The sequence below is a fragment of the Pseudomonas sp. EA_65y_Pfl1_P113 genome, assembly GCF_963970525.1.
GTDB classification, from domain to species: domain Bacteria; phylum Pseudomonadota; class Gammaproteobacteria; order Pseudomonadales; family Pseudomonadaceae; genus Aquipseudomonas; species Aquipseudomonas tritici.
The window spans coordinates 13,183-31,670 of the sequence record NZ_CAXAQM010000002.1; the positions used below are offsets into that span (position 1 = coordinate 13,183).

Consider the following 18,488-nt stretch of genomic DNA (forward strand, 5'->3'; position numbering starts at 1 on the left):
GCCGCCATAGACGGTTGTAGCGCATTGCGCCTGCTAATAACGGGATCTCGCACCCGATCGCTGATATGCAGCGACGAAGCGAAGGCTAGCCACTGGTGAGCAGGCGCAAGGCCAAAGGACTGTCTAGGAAACGTCCTGCAAATTAAAGAGATATGGATTGCTGCCCTTTAACAATGCATGTCGAACGGACGGTGACGAACGAATTGGAACGGCAGGGTGAGTGGCGACCACTCACAAAGTGGATTTTTCAATCAATCCCTGAATGAATCAGGGGCCCAGCATGACATTTTCAATAAAACCACCTTCCACCACTGCTTTCACCGCTCTACCAGAGCAACTGGAGGCTGACAGTCGCTCAACCCAAGCTAACCACCGTCAGACACGAAGCGCTGAGACCCAGGCCAACGCTGCGGACGCGCGCTCATTCGCAAGCGTGACTGACCGGCAACTGATAGGGCTGGTCCGCGATCATTTACGCGAGTTCCCCGCTGGCGCGACCGACAGCTATGTGAACTTCAACGAGCTGAGGGAGGCCGCCGGCCTGATAGCTACCGACAGGACATCTTCACCAGAGGCCCACCACGCGGCCAAGGCGTTTCTCTCACGCCCAAAACTGCTGCGCAAGCTGGATATTGGCATCAGCCCCGGCAAGAAGGATGGCCGGTTCGATATGGACAACCTGAACTACCTGTACAAATTCCCCCATCGTGAATGGAAGGTGCCGCGTCGTAATCATTAAGTGCAGGCAGGCGTCCGCGCAGCGGCCCGCCAATCACGCAGCTAGGAGTAGCAGCCCGAAGCATCGCGCCGGACGTCGCAGGCCTATCAGACTTATACGACGAAATACCCGGAATCGTCTGACTTTACCCTAAGTAAGTCCCTCTCCAAAGTTTGGCTTGCCGCTGACTCTCTCGTTCTCGTTTACATCGGTATTGGTCTTGGCGGTGTGTCTTCGATGTTGGCTATACAGCAGGTGTGTAATGCGGATTCTGGGGCGGCTTGCGAGAGGGTCAAGCTTACGGAAGTAGGAAAATTTGTGGGGTCTACTTCTCCTGGGGCTTTGAGCGGAGTGATGGCTGGTGCTGCCAGTGGCTCTATTTGCATTGCAATGGGCGTGGCGACTGGAGGCTTTGGCGGGGTTATTTGTGTTGCCGCTATAGTGGGGGCGGGCGCATGGGTGGGTACGACGGGTGGGGGGATGGCGGGTGAAGCTATTGGAGAAAAACTCTACCAAGTAAATCAACCATGAGCAGTATCGACACTTGGCCTCTCTGGATCGCGATCTCTTTTCTAGGGGGGCCAATGTTGCTTGCAGCTTTGACACTTACATACAGCCTGTACCTGACTCATCGTCACATGGACGCCATAAAGGAGGCCTTAAAGCACAGCCGTTATATCTATATCTGGGGGCCAAGCCTTGGAAAACGAGGCTTGATTTGGTCACTCTTAGAGATGGGTAAAATCTCGGGAATGCTACTGTGGCCAAAAGCTTCTCTCATTAATGGAGAGCTGGACCCAACCGATCTTGAAAATTTCCCACCTCACTTAAAGCTACGAATTACCCTTAATCTGAAAACGATGATCATCGCCTTCATTTGGATGTTGATCGGGGTTGTTCTGCTGGAGTTCAGGTAGTTCTGCGGTGAAATTTTTAACTTGAAAGCTCTCGGCACTTTCCACCCATGCCCCTGACCCATCATTGGGTTCCCGATGGCTGTGCCGAGGCAAATACCTGAGCAGCACCCGTGCATCCTGGGACCTATTCCTGGAAGAAGACATCCTCTGCCGCCTGCGCGGTATCGAGCGCTGGCAGGGCGATGGGATCATTGCTGACTTCGATGACCCGCTGATTGGCGGTGCGGCAGGTGGTGCGTTCGCGAGTTATATGTCTACAGGTATAGGCGGGGTCGTATGTGCTGCTGCTTTAGTAGGAGCTGGCGCCTGGGCGGGTACGACTATCGGTGGGAAGGTCGGCGAAGTCAGCGGAGAAATGTTGTACGAGAAAACACTGCCATGACATCGGGAGATTTTTGAACCTCCTGGTTGGCTTTCTGGATTGTTGGAGGTGTACCGGGCCTGCTCGGCATGGCTGGTATCGCATACAGTCTGTACCTGAGTCGGTGCCACCTTAAAGCCACTACACAAGGAGGCTCTGAAAAATAGCCATTACATTTATCTCTGGGGCCAAGCCTGGGAAAACGCGGGGTGATTTGGTCGCTCCTGGAGATATTTAAAATTGCTGGAATGGTAGTGTGGCCGAGGGCTTCGCTCATTATTGGAGAGATAGACCCGGTGGATCTTGCCAGTTTTCCTCCGCGTCTGAGAAGGCATCTGATCATCAAGATGATGCTCATGTCGACTTGTTTCCTTTGGATGGCAGGTGTAGCGATTTTGTTGGCGTTCAGGTAGATCGAGCGGACGTGCCCCGGCTGCACTAAACGCAGCCTAACCCTGTGAGAGCTGGCTTGCCTGCGATGGCTGAGTATCAGCCAACACATCTGCCAACTGTTACACCGCCATCGCGGGCACGCCCGCTCCCACAGGGTTTTGTGGTGGGTTATTTGGGGTAGAGCGGCGGCAAGCTGGTGGTGTCGGTGGCCGGGTCTTGCTCGCGTTCGGCCACGGGGATGGCTTTGATCGCACGCCACAGGTCTTCACCCAGCCAATAATGGCCGCCCTCGCTGTACAGCGCGCCGTTCAAGCCGTCCAACGCGTCCGACAGCGGCACAAACCGCGCGGCCATGTCTGCCAGGGTTTCCGGCTGTTGCCGTGCCCAGGCGTCGAGGGCCTGGCGGGTGGCGTGGGGGTCGTTGGCCTGGGTGGCGCGCTTGAGGTCGTCGAGCAGGGTGCGCGGGCTCGGGCCGGTTTGTGCGGCGCGCAGTACGGCGGGCTGTCGGCGTGCGCGCCACCACAAGCCAAAGCCCAGCAAGGTGGTGCAGGCAAGGAGCAGGGTGCTGAGTTGCCACAGCCACAGGTGGTTGTCATCGGGGGCGGTGATGACGGTGGGCGTGGCGGGAGTGTCGACCACCAGGCTAGGGTTGATCGCCACTTGCAGGGTGCGGGCCGGCAGGCTGGTGCGCTCAAGGTGATCTTCGTGGGTGTTCCACCACACCACTTCAACGGCAGGCAGTTCCAGTGCACCTGCGCGGTTGGGCACCAGGGCTTCGCGGTCTTCGCGGCTGCCGATCAGGCCGCGGTCGTTGGTCTGGTTGCCGAGCACCGGTTGGTCCGGGTAGCGGCGCAGGCCGTTGATCTCGGTGCTAGGCAGGGCCGGCAGTTGCGCGCTGGACAGGCCTTCGGCCTTGACCGTGAGGCTGCGAGTCAGCGAGTCGCCGACCTGGACATGCTCGGGCTCCGGGTTCCAGTTTTCGCTCAGGGTCAGGCTGCGCGCCGGTAGCCAGGGCGTATCGGCGGGATACAGCGCCGGCTTGGGCTTGACCACCAGCGGCAGCTGCGCCGAGCTGACGTGGATCAGCTTGCCGGGTTTGGTGCCTTGCAGTGTGTTCTCTTGCGGCGGGCGCGACTCAACCAGCGTGGCGCTGAACGTCTGCGCCGCAATTGCCAACGTGCCGCTGTGCTGCGGGTAAATCGCGTAGCGGGTTTCGATCACGCCGTGGCGAATGCTGTTGATCACCTTCTCGTAGGTGCGTGACTCGCCCAATTGTTCGACGCGTGCGTCGGCAATCTGCAACGGTGTGAGGCTGCTGTCGTCATACAGCGACACCGAGTGGTACACCCGCACGGTCAACAGTGCCTGGGCCTGGACGTAGACACTGGTCTGGTCAAGATTGGCCTCGACAAACACCGGGGCCAGTTCGGCGGCTGTGTTCTGGCTAGCGGTTTCTATCACTTGCAGGCTGATCGGCTGGGTCTTGTACTCGCCTACTTGCAGGGGCGGGATGAGCACCGTGCCGTTTTCCTTGGGCAGCAGCGTGATGATCCATCGCGTGGTGGCGTGGTTATCGCCGCCCAGCGTGGTGAGTTGGTTGATCTGCCGCGTACCGCTGACTTCGAACTGCGCATCCAGCGGCGACAGGTCGGGTTTGCCGAACTGCGTTACATCGCTGGACTCTACCGTGAGCTCCACCGTTTCCCCGGAATTGAGGCGGCTGCGGTCGACGCTGGCAGTCAGGCTCGCCGCCTGGGCGTGGCCTGCCGAGAGTGCGAGCAGGAACAGTAGGGTGGTGCGACGGCTCATCGAGTCTTGTCCTGATGTTGTTGCTGTTCGTACCAGAATTTGCGGCGCAGCAGTTCGCCGGGGTTGTCCGGGATCTCCCGTAGCCATTGCTCCAGGGCCTGGCGACGTTCACCGTCGAGGCTGGCGTCGGCAGGAAGCAGCGGCGGGGTAGTGGTTTGTTCGTCGCCCAATTCGCTGCCCGGCACTTCATTGCCTGCGGTGTGCGGCGTATTACCGGCCTGTGTGTCGCCGGTGCCGGCTTTCCCCTGGCCTTGGGATGACTGCTCGCCACCCATGGTGCTTTGCCCACTCGCACCCGGTTGCGCAGTTTGGCCGGGTTGGGTGGTTTCGTCATCCTCGTTATTGGCTGGCTTATCGGGTTCGGGCTGCTCTTTTTCCTGCATCAGGGTTTCCACCAGCGCTTTGTTTTTCAGGGCCGGTTGCAAGTCGGGTTGTGCTTCAAGGGCCTGTTCGTAGGCGTCGATGGCGGCCTCCAGCTCACCGGACTTGGCCAGGGCGTTACCCCGATTGTAGTGGGCGTAGGCGTCATTGCTCTCGGCGAAACGCTTGATGGCCTCGGCATAGTTGCCGGCTTCGTAGAGCGCTACGCCCTGCCACTGAGGGTCTTCGAAGTGTTCGGCGGCTTCGGCGGGGCGTTTCTGCTTCAGCAGGTATTGGCCTTGCTGGTCGGGACGCAGCCACAGGTCCTGCAAGCCGAAGGCATAGCTGGGTTGTGGCGCGCTCAACAGCAGCAGGGGCAGGCAGAACAACCAGCCACGCCGACCGGCGCAGGCAGCGAGTAGCAACAGCGGCAGGAGCAGCCAGTAACCCTGGTCGGCCCAGGTATCGAGGTGCAGCCGTTGAGCGTCGTTGCGCAAGGTGTGTGGCGGGTCCAGTACACCGAGTTGGCGCAGGTCTTTGTCGTCCAGGCGGGCGGCGCGGTAGCGGCCGCCCATTTCGCTGGCGAACGCCTTGAGCGTCGGGCTGTCCAGACGTGGCACCAGGATCGCGCCGTGTTCGTCCTTGAGGAACTCGCCACTTTCCTGGGTCACCGGGGTGCCTTCCCGGCTGCCGATACCGAGGATCGACAGGGTCGGCGCCTGGCTACTTTGCAGCAGCAGCCGAATGCCCTGGCGTTCCTGTTTGGACAGCGACGAGCCGATCAGCAACAGACGCCCCTGGCCGAGGCCGCCTTGTTTGAGCAGGCCCAGGGCTTTCTCGACTGCCAGGTCGGCGCGGTGGCCGGGCTCCGGCATGATTGACGGGCGCAGGGCTTCGAGCAGGTTGCGGCTGGTGCCCAGGTCGTCTGACAGCGGCACCAGGGTGTGGGCGCTGCCGGCGTAAACGACGATGGCGGTCTGCGCATCGGTGCGTGCCTGCAACAGGTCATACAGCTTGCGCCGCGCCTGTTCCAGGCGGTTGGGCGGGCTGTCGGTGGCGAGCATTTCCGGGGTCAGTTCCAGCAGCACCACCAAAGGATCGGAGGGTTTCTGGCTGGACTGCTCAACCCTTTGCCAACTGGGCCCAAGCAGCGCCAGTACGGCCAAGAGCCAGGCAACGCCGAGCACCACCCATGGCGATTTGCTTTCGCGCCCGTTGCCACCACTGAGCAACACGGCGTGGAAGGCCGGCGGCAGGATCATCTGCCAACGCCCGGCGCGCTTTTGCCGATGCCATAGGTGCCATAGCAACCAGCCGAGCAATGGCAGGAGCAACAGCGACCAAGGGCGGAACCAGTGTGGCCACAGGTCGATCATCGACGCCTCCGCAAGCGCAGGCGTGTGAGGCGCTGGCGCCATTCCGGGTGCTGTTGCAGGAAAATCCCCTTGCTCGACAATTTGGTGAGCCACCGATGCAAGGCGTTGTTCGGCCAGCGTTCCTGGATCACCAGCAACATGCTCAGCACCAACGCCAAGGCCAGCGGCGCGCTGTACAGGGCCAGGGCCGGGCGTGCCTGGGTGGGTTGCTGCTCAACGGGCTCGAGCGTGTCGAGCGTTGCCTTGATCGCTTGCAGCTCTTCGCCATCACGGGCGCGGAAGTACTGACCGCCCGTGGCCTCGGCGATGGCCTTGAGTGCCGGTTCGTCGAGGTCCAGGCTCGGGTTGACGCCGAGGATGCCCAGGGAGCCGGTTTGTTCCGGGTCGGCGCCGATACCGATCGGATAGATCTTCACGCCTTCTTCAGCGGCGAGGCGCGCGGCGGTCAGTGGGTCGATCTGCCCGGCGTTGTTGGCGCCGTCGGTGACCAGGATCAGTACACGGCTCTGCGCCGGGCGCTGACGCAGGCGTTTCAAGGCCAGGCCAATGGCATCGCCAATCGCGGTGTTCTTGCCGGCAATGCCGATGCGCGCTTCATCCAGCCAGGTGCGCACGGTGCGGCGGTCAAAGGTCAGCGGTGCTTGCAGGTAGGCCTGGCTGCCGAACAGGATCAGGCCGACGCGGTCACCTTCACGGCCTTCAAGAAAGTCGCCGAGCAAGTGTTTGACCAGGCTCAAGCGGCTGACGTCCTCGTCTTGCCAGTTCATATCGGGAAAGTCCATGGAGCCGGACACGTCCACCGCCACCAGAAGGTCGCGGCCACTGGCGGCAATCGGCAGCGGCTCGCCAAGCCATTCTGGGCGGGCGGCGGCGGTTAACAGCAGCAGCCACAGCACCACAAAGGGCCCTTGCTGGCGCCAGCCGGGCAGGTTGACGCGGGCGCGGCGGCGAGCGAGGCCCTCAAGGTCGCTGAGGTAGCTGACTTTCAACGCCGGCTCACCGCTGTCGGCTGCCGGCAACACAAGCCGCATCAACCAGGGCAAGGGCAACAGGGCGAAGATCCACGGCCAGGCGAACTCAAACATGTTTGCGAATCCAGGTGTCGACCGCTTGGGTCAGGCCGGCGATGGCCTTGTCGTCGAGTTTGCATTCGGGTTTGTAGGCGCCTTCCACCAACACCATCCAGCGTGTGAGGCCAGCGGCGGGACAGCGGTTGTCGAGGAAGGCCAGCCATTTTCGGCCGTTGAGGGTATGGCTCTGGCTGTAGGGATAGTCGTTGCGGCACAGGCGTTTGAGCAGGCCGTTGAGTTGCTGCAACCACGCGCCGGCCGGGGCCCCGTCGTAGGGTTTGGGCATCCGCGCCAGTTCCGCGAGGGCGGCGATGCGCAATGGGTCCAGCGGTTGCTCGGCGCGGGCGATGGGGCGACGGGTTGGCAGGAAGCGTCGCAGTGACCAAAGCCCCCAGCCGAGCAGTGGAATCAGCAGCAGCAACAACCACCAGCCCGGCGCAGGTGGCCAAAAGCCGACGGCTGGCGGGGCGATCAGCGGTTGCAGTTGGTCAAGGCTGCTCATTGTTTTTTAACCGGACGCTGCGGGTTGAGGTACTCGCGCAGTTGCTCGACCATTTCGCTCTGGGTGCTCAAGGGCATCAACAAGATGCGCAGCTTCTGGGCGAGCAGTTCCCAGCGGGCGATGCGCGCTTCGGCTTGGGCCTTGTAGGCCTGGCGCAAATCGACGTTGAGCGTATCCAGTTCCAGCTGGGCACCGCGTTCTGCGAAACGCAGCAGCCCGGCAGCGGGCAGGGCGTGGTCCAGCGGGTCGGAGATGGGCAACAGCAGCAGGTCGCAGTGCCGTGACAACAGGCTCAATTGCTGCTCGGCACCTTCGGTGAGCGCGCGTTCATCGCAGATCACAATCACCAGGCTGCCTGGGCGCAACACTTCGCGGCCACGGCGCAGGGCCATGCCCAGTGCGTCAGCCTCGGGGCGGCTTTCGGTGTTCAGGCTCTGGTTGACGCGCACCAACCGGTTAAGCAGTTGCAGCAGACTTTGTTTGCTGCGGCGCGGTTTGATTTCGTAGTGCTCGCTATCGCCGAATACCAACCCGCCCACGCGGTCGTTGTGCCCCAGCGCCGCCCAGCCGATCAGGCTGGCCGCCTGGGCCGCCAGCACCGATTTGAACATCTGCCCTGAGCCGAAAAACAGCCGGCAGCTTTGCTCCACAATGATGAAAATCGGTCGCTCGCGCTCTTCGTGGAACAGCTTGGTGTGCGGTTCCTGGGTGCGCGCGGTCACGCGCCAGTCGATGGTGCGCACATCGTCGCCGGCCTGGTACACGCGCACCTGGTCGAAGTCGACACCGCGCCCGCGCAGCCTGGAGTGATGCAGGCCGATCAGCGGGCTGCGCTGGCTCGGCGTGGAAAACAGCTGCACTTCGCGCACACGGTGGCGCATCTCGATCAATTCGCTGAGCGTGACGCGGATTCCATCGCTGGTGTTCATGGGTTTCAAGCCACGGCAACGACGTCAAGAATGCGTTGCACCACGCGGTCCTGGTCAATGCCGGCGGCTTCGGCCTCGAACGACAGAATGATGCGATGGCGCAGCACGTCGAACAGCACCGCCTGGATATCTTCTGGGCTGACGAAGTCGCGACCGGCCAGCCAGGCATGGGCGCGGGCGCAGCGGTCGAGGGCGATGGAACCGCGTGGGCTGGCGCCATAGGCGATCCACTCGGCCATCTCCGGGTCGAACTTGGCCGGGGTGCGCGTGGCCATCACCAGTTGCACCAGGTATTCCTCTACCGCATCAGCCATGTACAAGCCGAGGATTTCCTTGCGTGCGGCGAAGATCGCCTGTTGGCTGACGCGGCGCTCAGGCTTGGTTTCGCCGTTCAGGGCTTCGCCACGCGCCTGTTGCAGGATGCGCCGCTCGACGGCGGCGTCGGGGAAGCCGATCTTGACGTGCATCAGGAACCGGTCGAGCTGGGCTTCGGGCAGCGGGTAGGTACCTTCCTGCTCGATGGGGTTTTGCGTGGCCATGACCAGGAACAGCGGCGACAGGTCGTAGGTGCTGCGTCCCACGCTGACCTGGCGCTCGGCCATGGCTTCCAGCAACGCCGATTGCACCTTGGCCGGCGCGCGGTTGATTTCGTCGGCCAGCACCAGGTTGTGGAAGATCGGCCCCTGTTGGAACACGAAACTGCCGGTTTCCGGGCGATAGATCTCGGTGCCGGTGATGTCGGCGGGCAACAGGTCGGGGGTGAACTGGATTCGATGGAACTGCGCTTCTATGCCTTCGGCCAGCTCTTTGATGGCCTTGGTCTTGGCCAGGCCCGGCGCGCCTTCTACCAGCATATGGCCGTCAGCGAGCAAGGCGATCAGCAAGCGATCGATGAGTTTTTCCTGGCCGAGAATCTGCGTAGAAAGAAAAGTTCGCAGCGCAAGCAGCGCTTCACGATGTTCCATCGATGACGGTTCCTGGAGAGATGAGCGCAGGCGTCGAGTAAAAACCGCCGGGCTTGGGGGGCTTACTTTAATCCATCGAGGGGGCAGGCGACTAACGACGTAACGGGTATTTTTGGCAAAACTTGTAGGATTTTTGTGTGTCCGCGAGGAATGAGGGCTGGACCGGGTGTTTAGTGAGCGGGGCAAGCCCGCTCACTAAACAGTGACTTAAGTCCGGGAGAAGGTACCGGTGCCCTTGAGGATGTTCTGCAGGGTTTCTTCAACTTCGGCCATGTCCGACACGGCCGTGGCATGGGTGATCTGCAACTGATCCTTGCCACCCAACGCGTCGGCATCGCCGGCGGCGAGTTCTACCAGCACGGTCGTCTCACTCAGCGTGACCTTCAACCCATCCAGGGTCGACGGCGCGTAGTCCCAGGTTAGTTCCACCTCATCTTCATCGGGATAACGGGTGAGCATGAACATATCGCCGTTTTTGCCGTGGCAGCAGAGCATGGCCATGTTGTCTTCTTCGTCGTCGCACGGGGTGACCATCAGGGCGTCGGTTTTCAGTTGCAGCATGGGGAATCCTGTCTGGGGTAGGGCGTGATGGGGGCAATTGTGCCATTGCGACGAATTTTGTGCTGCATCCAGTGTCAGATCCCGTGCATGACCTGGCCGGCTGAATCAGTCACTTCTGGTACTCGGGGGATTGAAAAGCGTCGGTTTTTCTACCTGGAAATCCGGGTTGCCCAAGTCGCAACCCCAAGCCTGCTTACCGATGACCGAATATGTCGCAGCGTCGCAAGCAGCTGTCTTCCTACACTCGTTAAGCTGCGCAACGGATGTGCACCCGCCAGGCGCCTGACCTGCCCGTCGTACCGTCACCCGGCAAGGTGCGCATCTTATGGAAGTTGTATGTGACCTGATTGTCTTGTCCAGCTTCACCCACCTGTCACTCTGATTCGTTTATGGTGTTTCCAGAATTCCCAGCGAACAGAGCTGACGGTCCCCCAAGGGGATAACACGCGACGCTTCCATCAATAACAAGCCCAAGCGGAGTACCACAGATGGCGTTCTTCACCGCAGCCAGCAAGGCCGACTTCCAGCATCAACTGCAAGCGGCACTGGCCCAGCACATCAGTGAACAGGCACTGCCACAAGTGGCGCTGTTTGCTGAACAATTCTTCGGCATCATTTCCCTGGACGAACTGACCCAGCGTCGCCTTTCCGACCTGGCCGGCTGCACCCTCTCTGCGTGGCGTCTGCTTGAGCGCTTTGACCACACCCAGCCGCAGGTGCGTGTCTACAACCCCGATTATGAACGTCATGGCTGGCAGTCGACCCACACCGCGGTCGAAGTGCTGCACCATGACCTGCCGTTCCTGGTGGACTCGGTCCGCACCGAACTGAACCGCCGTGGCTACAGCATCCACACCCTGCAAACTACCGTGCTCAGCGTACGTCGTGGTGCCAAGGGCGAGCTGCTGGAAATCCTGCCGAAAGGCACCCAGGGCGAAGGCATCCAGCAAGAATCGCTGATGTACCTGGAAATTGACCGCTGCGCCAACGCCGCCGAACTGAGCGTGCTGAGCAAAGAGCTTGAGCAGGTGCTCGGCGAAGTGCGCGTGGCCGTGGCTGATTTCGAACCGATGAAAGCCAAGGTCCAGGACCTGCTGGCCGGTATCGACGCCAGCCAGTTCAGCATCGACGGCGAAGAAAAAGCCGAGATCAAGAACTTCCTGGAATGGCTGGTGGGCAACCACTTCACCTTCCTCGGTTATGAAGAGTTTGTGGTACGTGACGAGGCGGATGGCGGTCATATCGAATATGACGCCGATTCCTTCCTCGGTCTGACCAAACTGCTGCGCGCCGGCCTTACCGCCGACGACCTGCGCATCGAAGACTATGCCGTGGCGTACCTGCGTGAGCCGACCGTGCTGTCGTTCGCTAAGGCTGCGCACCCGAGCCGCGTGCACCGCCCGGCGTATCCGGACTACGTGTCGATCCGTGAGATCAGCGCCGACGGCAAGGTCATCAAGGAACACCGTTTCATGGGCCTGTACACTTCCTCGGTGTATGGCGAAAGCGTGCGGGTGATCCCGTACATCCGCCGCAAGGTCGCGGAAATCGAACGCCGTTCCGGCTTCCAGCCCAAGGCTCACCTGGGCAAGGAGCTTGCTCAAGTCGTTGAGGTGCTGCCGCGTGATGACCTGTTCCAGACTCCGGTCGACGAGCTGTTCAGCACCGTGATGTCGATCGTGCAGATCCAGGAACGCAACAAGATCCGTGTGTTCCTGCGCAAAGACCCGTACGGTCGTTTCTGCTACTGCCTGGCCTACGTGCCGCGCGACGTCTATTCCACCGAAGTGCGCCAGAAAATCCAGCAAGTGCTGATGGATCGCCTGAAGGCCTCGGACTGCGAATTCTGGACCTTCTTCTCCGAGTCCGTGCTGGCGCGCGTGCAGTTGATTCTGCGGGTTGACCCGAAGAACCGCCTGGACATCGACACGCTGCAACTGGAAAAAGAAGTGGTGCAGGCCTGCCGCAGCTGGCAGGACGACTACTCCAGCCTGGTCGTGGAAAGCTTCGGCGAAGCCCAAGGCACCAACGTGCTGGCCGACTTCCCGAAAGGCTTCCCCGCCGGTTACCGCGAGCGTTTTGCTGCGCATTCGGCTGTGGTCGACATGCAGCACCTCAACAGCCTGACCGAAGCCAACCCGCTGGTGATGAGCTTCTACCAGCCGCTGGGCCAGGTCTCCGGCCAACGCGAGCTGCATTGCAAGCTCTACCATGCCGACACCCCGCTGGCGCTGTCCGACGTGCTGCCGATCCTCGAAAACCTCGGCCTTCGCGTGCTGGGTGAGTTCCCGTATCGCCTGCGTCATGCCAGTGGTCGTGAGTTCTGGATCCATGACTTCGCGTTCATCGCCGCCGAAGGCGTGAACCTGGATATCCAGCAGCTCAACGACACCCTGCAAGACGCGTTCGTGCACATCGTGCATGGCGACGCCGAGAACGATGCGTTCAACCGCCTGGTACTGACTGCTGGCCTGCCTTGGCGCGACGTGGCCTTGCTGCGTGCCTACGCCCGTTACCTGAAGCAGATCCGCCTGGGCTTTGACCTGGGTTACATCGCCAGCACCCTGAACAACCACACCGACATCGCTCGCGAGTTGACCCGGTTGTTCAAGACCCGTTTCTACCTGGCCCGCAAACTCACCGCCGAAGACCTGGAAGACAAGCAGCAACGCCTGGAACAAGCGATTCTCAGCGCCCTGGACGACGTTCAGGTGCTCAACGAAGACCGCATCCTGCGTCGCTACCTGGACCTGATCAAGGCCACCCTGCGTACCAACTTCTACCAGGCCGACGCCAACGGTCAGAACAAGTCGTACTTCAGCTTCAAGTTCAACCCGCACGCGATTCCTGAGCTGCCTAAGCCAGTGCCGAAGTTTGAAATCTTCGTGTACTCGCCACGGGTTGAGGGTGTGCACCTGCGCTTCGGCAACGTGGCGCGTGGCGGGTTGCGCTGGTCCGACCGTGAAGAAGACTTCCGTACTGAAGTGCTTGGCCTGGTAAAAGCCCAGCAAGTGAAGAACTCGGTCATCGTGCCAGTGGGGGCGAAGGGCGGCTTCCTGCCGCGTCGCCTGCCACTGGGCGGCAGCCGGGACGAGATCGCGGCCGAAGGCATCGCCTGCTACCGCATCTTCATTTCCGGCCTGTTGGACATCACCGACAACCTGAAAGACGGCGCCCTGGTACCGCCGGCCAACGTTGTGCGCCATGACAACGATGACCCGTACCTGGTGGTGGCTGCGGACAAGGGCACTGCGACCTTCTCCGACATCGCCAACGGCATCGCCATCGACTACGGCTTCTGGCTGGGCGACGCGTTCGCCTCGGGTGGTTCCGCCGGTTACGACCACAAGAAAATGGGCATCACCGCCAAGGGCGCGTGGGTCGGTGTGCAGCGTCACTTCCGTGAGCGCGGCATCAATGTGCAGGAAGACAGCATCACTGTTGTGGGCGTCGGCGACATGGCCGGTGACGTGTTTGGTAACGGCCTGTTGATGTCCGACAAGCTGCAACTGGTCGCGGCCTTCAACCACCTGCATATCTTCATCGATCCAAACCCGAACCCGGCCACCAGCTTCGTTGAGCGCCAGCGCTTGTTTGAGCTGCCGCGTTCGGCCTGGACCGACTACGACACCAGCATCATGTCCGAAGGCGGCGGTATCTTCTCGCGCAGCGCGAAGAGCATTGCCATCTCGCCACAGATGAAAGAGCGCTTCGACATCTCGGCCAACAAGCTGACCCCGACCGAATTGCTGAACGCCTTGCTCAAGGCGCCGGTAGACCTGTTGTGGAACGGCGGTATCGGTACCTACGTCAAGGCCAGCACTGAAAGCCACGCCGATGTGGGCGACAAAGCCAACGACGCACTGCGCGTCAATGGCAACGAGCTGCGCTGCAAAGTGGTGGGCGAGGGCGGTAACCTCGGCATGACCCAACTGGGTCGTGTGGAATTCGGCCTCAATGGCGGCGGTTCCAACACCGACTTCATCGACAACGCCGGTGGTGTGGATTGCTCCGACCACGAAGTGAACATCAAGATCTTGCTCAACGAAGTGGTGCAGGCCGGTGACATGACCGACAAGCAACGCAACCAGTTGCTGGCGAGCATGACCGACGAAGTCGGCAACCTGGTGTTGGGCAACAACTACAAGCAGACCCAGGCCCTGTCCCTGGCTGCGCGCCGTGCCTACGAGCGTGCCGCCGAGTACAAGCGCCTGATGAGCGACCTGGAAGGCCGTGGCAAGCTGGACCGCGCCATCGAGTACCTGCCGACCGAGGAGCAGCTCGTCGAGCGCGCCGCGAATGGCAAGGGCCTGACCCGTCCGGAACTGTCGGTGCTGATCTCGTACAGCAAGATCGACCTCAAGGAAGCGCTGCTCAAGTCTCGCGTACCGGATGACGACTACCTGACCCGAGACATGGAGACCGCGTTCCCACCGAGCCTGGTCGCCAAGTTCGGCGAGGCCATGCGCCGCCACCGCCTCAAGCGCGAAATCGTCAGCACCCAGATCGCCAACGATCTGGTCAACCACATGGGTATCACCTTCGTTCAACGGCTCAAAGAGTCGACCGGCATGACCCCGGCGAACGTAGCCGGCGCTTACGTGATCGTGCGTGACATCTTCCATCTCCCGCACTGGTTCCGCCAGATCGAAGCCCTGGACCACCAGGTGTCGGCTGACGTGCAACTGGAGCTGATGGACGAGCTGATGCGCCTGGGTCGTCGCGCCACGCGCTGGTTCCTGCGCAGCCGTCGCAACGAGCAGGACGCTGGCCGTGACACCGCGCACTTCGGTCCGCACCTGGCGGCGTTGGGCCTCAAGCTCGACGAACTGCTGGAAGGCCCGACCCGTGAAGGTTGGCAGAACCGTTACCAGGCCTACACCGAAGCCGGTGTTCCTGAGCTGTTGGCACGCATGGTTGCAGGCACGGCTCACCTGTACACCTTGCTGCCGATCATCGAAGCCGCTGACGTCACCGGGCATGACGCCGCCGAAGTGGCCAAGGCCTACTTCGCCGTTGGCAGCGCCCTGGACTTGCCATGGTACCTGCAGCAGATCAGCGATCTGCCGGTGGCCAACAACTGGCAGGCCCAGGCCCGCGAAGCCTTCCGCGATGACGTGGACTGGCAGCAGCGTGCAATCACCATCTCCGTCCTGCAAATGGCCGACGCGCCACAAGACATGGAAGCCCGCGTGGCCCTGTGGCTTGAGCAGCACAAGGACATGGCCGAGCGTTGGGTGGCGATGATGGTTGAGATTCGTGCTGCTGTGGGTACGGACTACGCCATGTATGCCGTGGCCAACCGCGAGTTGCTGGACCTGGCGTTGAGTGGTCAGCCGGTGCTGCAACCGGCTTGATCAAGCGGTAAAACAAAAGCCCCCACATCGTGAGATGCGGGGGCTTTTTGTTGCAGCGCTATTTATCAAACACTGAAGGGCACATTTTGATCTTCATTCACTTAGGTGCAGTGGTGTTTTACTAGTTTGCTTTGCAGATGATCCAAGTGCTGCATCATGAGGTTCACCGCAGTGGTTGAGTCACGGTGCTCCACCGCATCCACAATCGCCGCATGCTCCTGCCACGCGCAATACGTGCAGGCTTTTGCTTCGTATTGGGCAATGATCAACGACGTCAGCGGCACCAAACTGTTAAGGAACTGCGCCAGCGGTGCATTGCGCGCCATCGCTGCCAATTGCAGATGAAATTCCCCCGACAGCCGAATCGCCGGTCCACGCTGGTCGCGCTCGATGCACTCGCGCTCGCGGGCAATCAGCTCGCGTAACTGGCGCACCTGGGGCGGTGTGGCGTGTGCGCAGGCCAGTTGCACCACAGTTATTTCAGTCAGGCGCCGTGCTTCAAGGATTTGCCGGGTTTGCTGCGGGTCCGGCGCGGCGACCTGGGCCCGTTGGTTGGGCCGCAGGATGATTACTTGCTGATGGGACAGTTTTGCCAGGACCCGGCGAATCACACTGCGACTCACGCCAAAGATTTCGCCCAGGCCTTCTTCGGTAAAACGGCTGGCTGGGGCGATGCGTTGTTCGAGGATGGCGTCGAACAGGCGCGGGTAGATGTCGTCCACCGAAGGCTTTTTACCAGCGACCAGGCGCAGGGCAGGGAGGATAGGGTCGCGGTGCAGCGCGTGAGCGGTCATGGCCGGTCTCCAGAAAGTCAGCTGCCCAGATGGTCGTCCGGGATGTTCAAACGGATGCCCATGCGCAGGCCTTCCTGAAGGATGTGCCGACGCATTTCCGCACTGGCCAGGGCGCTGTTCTTGTTGCGGATGGCGCGCACCACGGCTTCGTTTTCCCGCAGGCGCTCCGCCAGGTGCTCGGGCGAGTTGCGCAGCACTTGGGCGCTTTGCTTGAGGGCGTTACTGGTTTGTTGCACCACGTTCTGGAAGATCGGGTTGGAGGTCAGGGCGAACAGTTCTTCATGGAAGCCGATGTAGGCGTTCATGCCAGTTTCGGCGTCGCCGGCGTCGAGGGCTTCGCGCATGTCCATCAAGGTCAGGCGCAATTGGCCGACCTCTTTGCTGCTGATGGATTGGGCCACCAGACCGACAATGAACGGCTCGAGGGTGTAGCGCAGTTGCAGGATGTCTTCGAGGCTCGCGTCGGCCACGGTGTCGCTGGAGTGCGCGTCGCTGACGCTGGTTTCCAGCACCACCACGCCTTTGCCGGGCATGGAGCGCACCAGGCCAAGGGTTTCCAGGACAATCACGGCTTCGCGCAGGCTGGGGCGGCTGATGCCCATTTGTTCGGCCAGTTCGCGCTGGCCGGGGAGCATTTCGCCGCGGCGCCACTGGCCCCGCGCCAGAGCGGCTCGGAGTTTTTCTACGACTGAATTGACGACGGTTGAGGTGCTGATCACGTCGTACACTCCTTTAAGTTGCCAATACAATAATTAAACTGGCATTGAGCCAATGTGGGCGCTGGCTTGTCGGGTCGCCGCATCGCTGCGCTGGCTGACTATCAGTTGATAGCTTTGTAGGCTGGCCCACCGCTATCGCAGGCAAGCCAGCTCCCGCATTTAAACGGTGTCGCTTGCTCAGAACTCCTGATGCGCGGGCAGCACCGGTTTCTTGGCCTGGAAAGCGTAGCCTTGGTGACCATCGAGGACCTTGTTGGCGCGCTGGATATCGATGTCTTTCTCCCAGCGTGCAATGGCCACGGTGGCGACGCAGTTGCCGATCAGGTTAGTCAGGGCGCGACCGATGCCCATGAACCAGTCCACCGCCAGCACCAGCACCAGGCCCACCACCGGAATCGCCGGGATCGCGGTAAGGGTCGCCGCCAGGATCACCAGCGCCGAACCGGGAATCCCATGGGCGCCCTTGGATGTAATCAACGATACCAACAAGATGGTCATCAGATCGGTCATCGACAGCGGTGTGCCGGTGGCATTGGCGATAAACACGATGGCCAGGGTCAGGTAGATCGAAAAGCCATCGAGGTTGAACGAATACCCAGTTGGAATCACCAGGCCCACGGTGGAGCTGCCGATCCCCAGGTGCTCCAGCTTACGCATGATTTGCGGCAGCACGGCGTCGGAGGAGGCGGTGCCCATCACGATCAGCAGTTCTTCGCGCAGGTACTTGAGCAGCGGCAGCATGCGCAGGCCCGACAGGCGCATTACCAGGCCCAGGATCAGGCCGACGAAGGCAAAGCACGTCAGGTAGAACAGGCCGACCAGGCTGCCCAGGTGTTGCAGCGAATCAAGCCCGTAGGTGCTGGTGGTAAAGGCGATCGCGCCGAATACACCGATCGGCGCCAGGCGCACGATCATGCCCATGATGCGAAAGATCACATGGCTCAGTTCGTTGATCAGCCGGGAAATGCCCGACGCCGCTTCGCCCACCAGGTTCAACGCGCTGCCGAATAGCACCGAGAACAACAGCACTTGCAGCACGTTGTTCTCGGCAAAGGCGCCGATGACCGAGTTGGGGATCAGGTCCATCAGAAACTGGCTGGTGCCCTTGATGTGCTGGCCCTTGTCGGCCAAGTCATTCAAACCGGCAGACGACAACTGCTCCAGATGGATATTGGCACCAGTGCCGATACCGGTGCTAAAAGCCATGATGAGTCCGATCACCAGGGCGACCGTGGTCAGGACCTCAAAGTAGATCACCGACTTGAGGCCGATGCGTCCGACCTTTTTCAAGTCGCCGGCGCCGGAGATGCCGCTGACCACCACGCAGAACACGATCAGGCCGATCAGCATCTTGATCAGCTTGATGAAGCCGTCGCCCAAGGGTTTGAGTTGCGAGGAGAATTCGGGAAGGGCCAAGCCGCAGATTACGCCTAGCATCAGGCCAATCACGACTTGCAGGAAAATCGAACGCGAGCACCATCTGAGCATGGGAGGGATCTCTATTCGGTGCCCTGGTGATTCCAGGGCTTAATTGTTGTGGTCATACCGGTAAGTCCAGTGCGGGGCCAGTCTAGGCCAGGTATTTTTGAAATAACAAGTCATTATTTAGCGTTTGACGGGTCCCGGTCTGACCAGTTGGTCGGTGAGGTCGATGCTT

The 18,488-nt window shown here is 61.1% G+C and carries 13 protein-coding genes and 1 pseudogene; 4 read left to right on the forward strand and 10 right to left on the reverse strand.

All coding sequences use genetic code 11. The features are described 5' to 3' along the window. Positions 1-280 precede the first annotated feature (280 nt). The 3 genes and pseudogenes from AACY52_RS02105 to AACY52_RS02115 form a co-directional block, all read left to right on the forward strand. On the forward strand, positions 281-739 hold the full coding sequence (locus AACY52_RS02105) for a hypothetical protein (RefSeq protein ID WP_339415925.1): 459 nt from the start codon (positions 281-283) through the stop codon (positions 737-739). A 506-nt stretch (positions 740-1,245) separates the two neighbouring features. Beyond that, a complete protein-coding gene (locus AACY52_RS02110) occupies positions 1,246-1,635 on the forward strand; it encodes a hypothetical protein (protein ID WP_339415926.1) in 390 nt (129 codons plus the stop codon). Between the two features lie 88 nt (positions 1,636-1,723). Further along, a pseudogene (locus tag AACY52_RS02115) lies at positions 1,724-1,897 on the forward strand (xylose operon transcription regulator XylR); the annotation flags it as partial. A gap of 660 nt (positions 1,898-2,557) precedes the next feature. Here the strand turns inward: AACY52_RS02115 and AACY52_RS02120 are convergent. The 7 genes from AACY52_RS02120 to AACY52_RS02150 form a co-directional block, all read right to left on the reverse strand. Continuing rightward, positions 2,558-4,198: a BatD family protein gene (locus AACY52_RS02120; protein ID WP_339415927.1), complete on the reverse strand. Its 1,641-nt coding sequence runs from the start codon at positions 4,196-4,198 to the stop codon at positions 2,558-2,560. Then, on the reverse strand, positions 4,195-5,934 hold the full coding sequence (locus tag AACY52_RS02125) for a tetratricopeptide repeat protein (protein WP_339436587.1): 1,740 nt from the start codon (positions 5,932-5,934) through the stop codon (positions 4,195-4,197). Before AACY52_RS02125 ends, AACY52_RS02120 begins: the two co-directional genes overlap by 4 nt. Continuing rightward, complete coding sequence (locus AACY52_RS02130) at positions 5,931-7,019, reverse strand: VWA domain-containing protein (protein WP_339415930.1); 1,089 nt, start codon at positions 7,017-7,019, stop codon at positions 5,931-5,933. The genes AACY52_RS02125 and AACY52_RS02130 overlap by 4 nt, the downstream gene beginning before the upstream one ends. Beyond that, positions 7,012-7,506 carry a DUF4381 domain-containing protein gene (locus AACY52_RS02135; RefSeq protein ID WP_339456823.1) on the reverse strand — a complete coding sequence of 165 codons (495 nt, stop codon included), beginning with the start codon at positions 7,504-7,506 and terminating at the stop codon, positions 7,012-7,014. The genes AACY52_RS02130 and AACY52_RS02135 overlap by 8 nt, the downstream gene beginning before the upstream one ends. Beyond that, a complete protein-coding gene (locus AACY52_RS02140; protein WP_339415932.1) occupies positions 7,503-8,435 on the reverse strand; it encodes a DUF58 domain-containing protein in 933 nt (310 codons plus the stop codon). Before AACY52_RS02140 ends, AACY52_RS02135 begins: the two co-directional genes overlap by 4 nt. 5 nt (positions 8,436-8,440) lie before the next feature. Continuing rightward, positions 8,441-9,400: a MoxR family ATPase gene (locus tag AACY52_RS02145; RefSeq protein ID WP_003174327.1), complete on the reverse strand. Its 960-nt coding sequence runs from the start codon at positions 9,398-9,400 to the stop codon at positions 8,441-8,443. A 207-nt stretch (positions 9,401-9,607) separates the two neighbouring features. Then, the gene (locus AACY52_RS02150) at positions 9,608-9,961 is read right to left on the reverse strand and encodes a hypothetical protein (RefSeq protein WP_339560206.1); all 354 of its coding nucleotides are present in this window, start codon (positions 9,959-9,961) and stop codon (positions 9,608-9,610) included. A gap of 488 nt (positions 9,962-10,449) precedes the next feature. Between AACY52_RS02150 and AACY52_RS02155 the strand changes: the two genes are divergently transcribed. Then, a complete protein-coding gene (locus tag AACY52_RS02155; protein WP_339560207.1) occupies positions 10,450-15,318 on the forward strand; it encodes an NAD-glutamate dehydrogenase in 4,869 nt (1,622 codons plus the stop codon). Between the two features lie 101 nt (positions 15,319-15,419). Here the strand turns inward: AACY52_RS02155 and AACY52_RS02160 are convergent, their stop codons facing one another. From AACY52_RS02160 to AACY52_RS02170, 3 genes are all read right to left on the reverse strand, one after another. Then, positions 15,420-16,112 (reverse strand): GntR family transcriptional regulator, encoded by a 693-nt coding sequence (locus AACY52_RS02160; RefSeq protein ID WP_339427583.1) that lies wholly within the window; start codon positions 16,110-16,112, stop codon positions 15,420-15,422. 17 nt (positions 16,113-16,129) lie between these two features. Then, on the reverse strand, positions 16,130-16,831 hold the full coding sequence (locus AACY52_RS02165) for an FCD domain-containing protein (protein WP_339427582.1): 702 nt from the start codon (positions 16,829-16,831) through the stop codon (positions 16,130-16,132). A gap of 177 nt (positions 16,832-17,008) precedes the next feature. Further along, positions 17,009-18,334, reverse strand: a complete 1,326-nt coding sequence (locus AACY52_RS02170; RefSeq protein WP_339416329.1) for a C4-dicarboxylate transporter DctA — start codon at positions 18,332-18,334, stop codon at positions 17,009-17,011. Positions 18,335-18,488: the final 154 nt, after the last annotated feature.

Coding starts and splice junctions, on each gene's coding strand:
- AACY52_RS02105 (WP_339415925.1), top strand. CDS start 281: ATGACATTTTCAATAAAACCACCTTCCACCACTGCTTTCACCGCTCTA.
- AACY52_RS02110 (WP_339415926.1), top strand. CDS start 1,246: ATGAGCAGTATCGACACTTGGCCTCTCTGGATCGCGATCTCTTTTCTA.
- AACY52_RS02120 (WP_339415927.1), bottom strand. CDS start 4,198: ATGAGCCGTCGCACCACCCTACTGTTCCTGCTCGCACTCTCGGCAGGC.
- AACY52_RS02125 (WP_339436587.1), bottom strand. CDS start 5,934: ATGATCGACCTGTGGCCACACTGGTTCCGCCCTTGGTCGCTGTTGCTC.
- AACY52_RS02130 (WP_339415930.1), bottom strand. CDS start 7,019: ATGTTTGAGTTCGCCTGGCCGTGGATCTTCGCCCTGTTGCCCTTGCCC.
- AACY52_RS02135 (WP_339456823.1), bottom strand. CDS start 7,506: ATGAGCAGCCTTGACCAACTGCAACCGCTGATCGCCCCGCCAGCCGTC.
- AACY52_RS02140 (WP_339415932.1), bottom strand. CDS start 8,435: ATGAACACCAGCGATGGAATCCGCGTCACGCTCAGCGAATTGATCGAG.
- AACY52_RS02145 (WP_003174327.1), bottom strand. CDS start 9,400: ATGGAACATCGTGAAGCGCTGCTTGCGCTGCGAACTTTTCTTTCTACG.
- AACY52_RS02150 (WP_339560206.1), bottom strand. CDS start 9,961: ATGCTGCAACTGAAAACCGACGCCCTGATGGTCACCCCGTGCGACGAC.
- AACY52_RS02155 (WP_339560207.1), top strand. CDS start 10,450: ATGGCGTTCTTCACCGCAGCCAGCAAGGCCGACTTCCAGCATCAACTG.
- AACY52_RS02160 (WP_339427583.1), bottom strand. CDS start 16,112: ATGACCGCTCACGCGCTGCACCGCGACCCTATCCTCCCTGCCCTGCGC.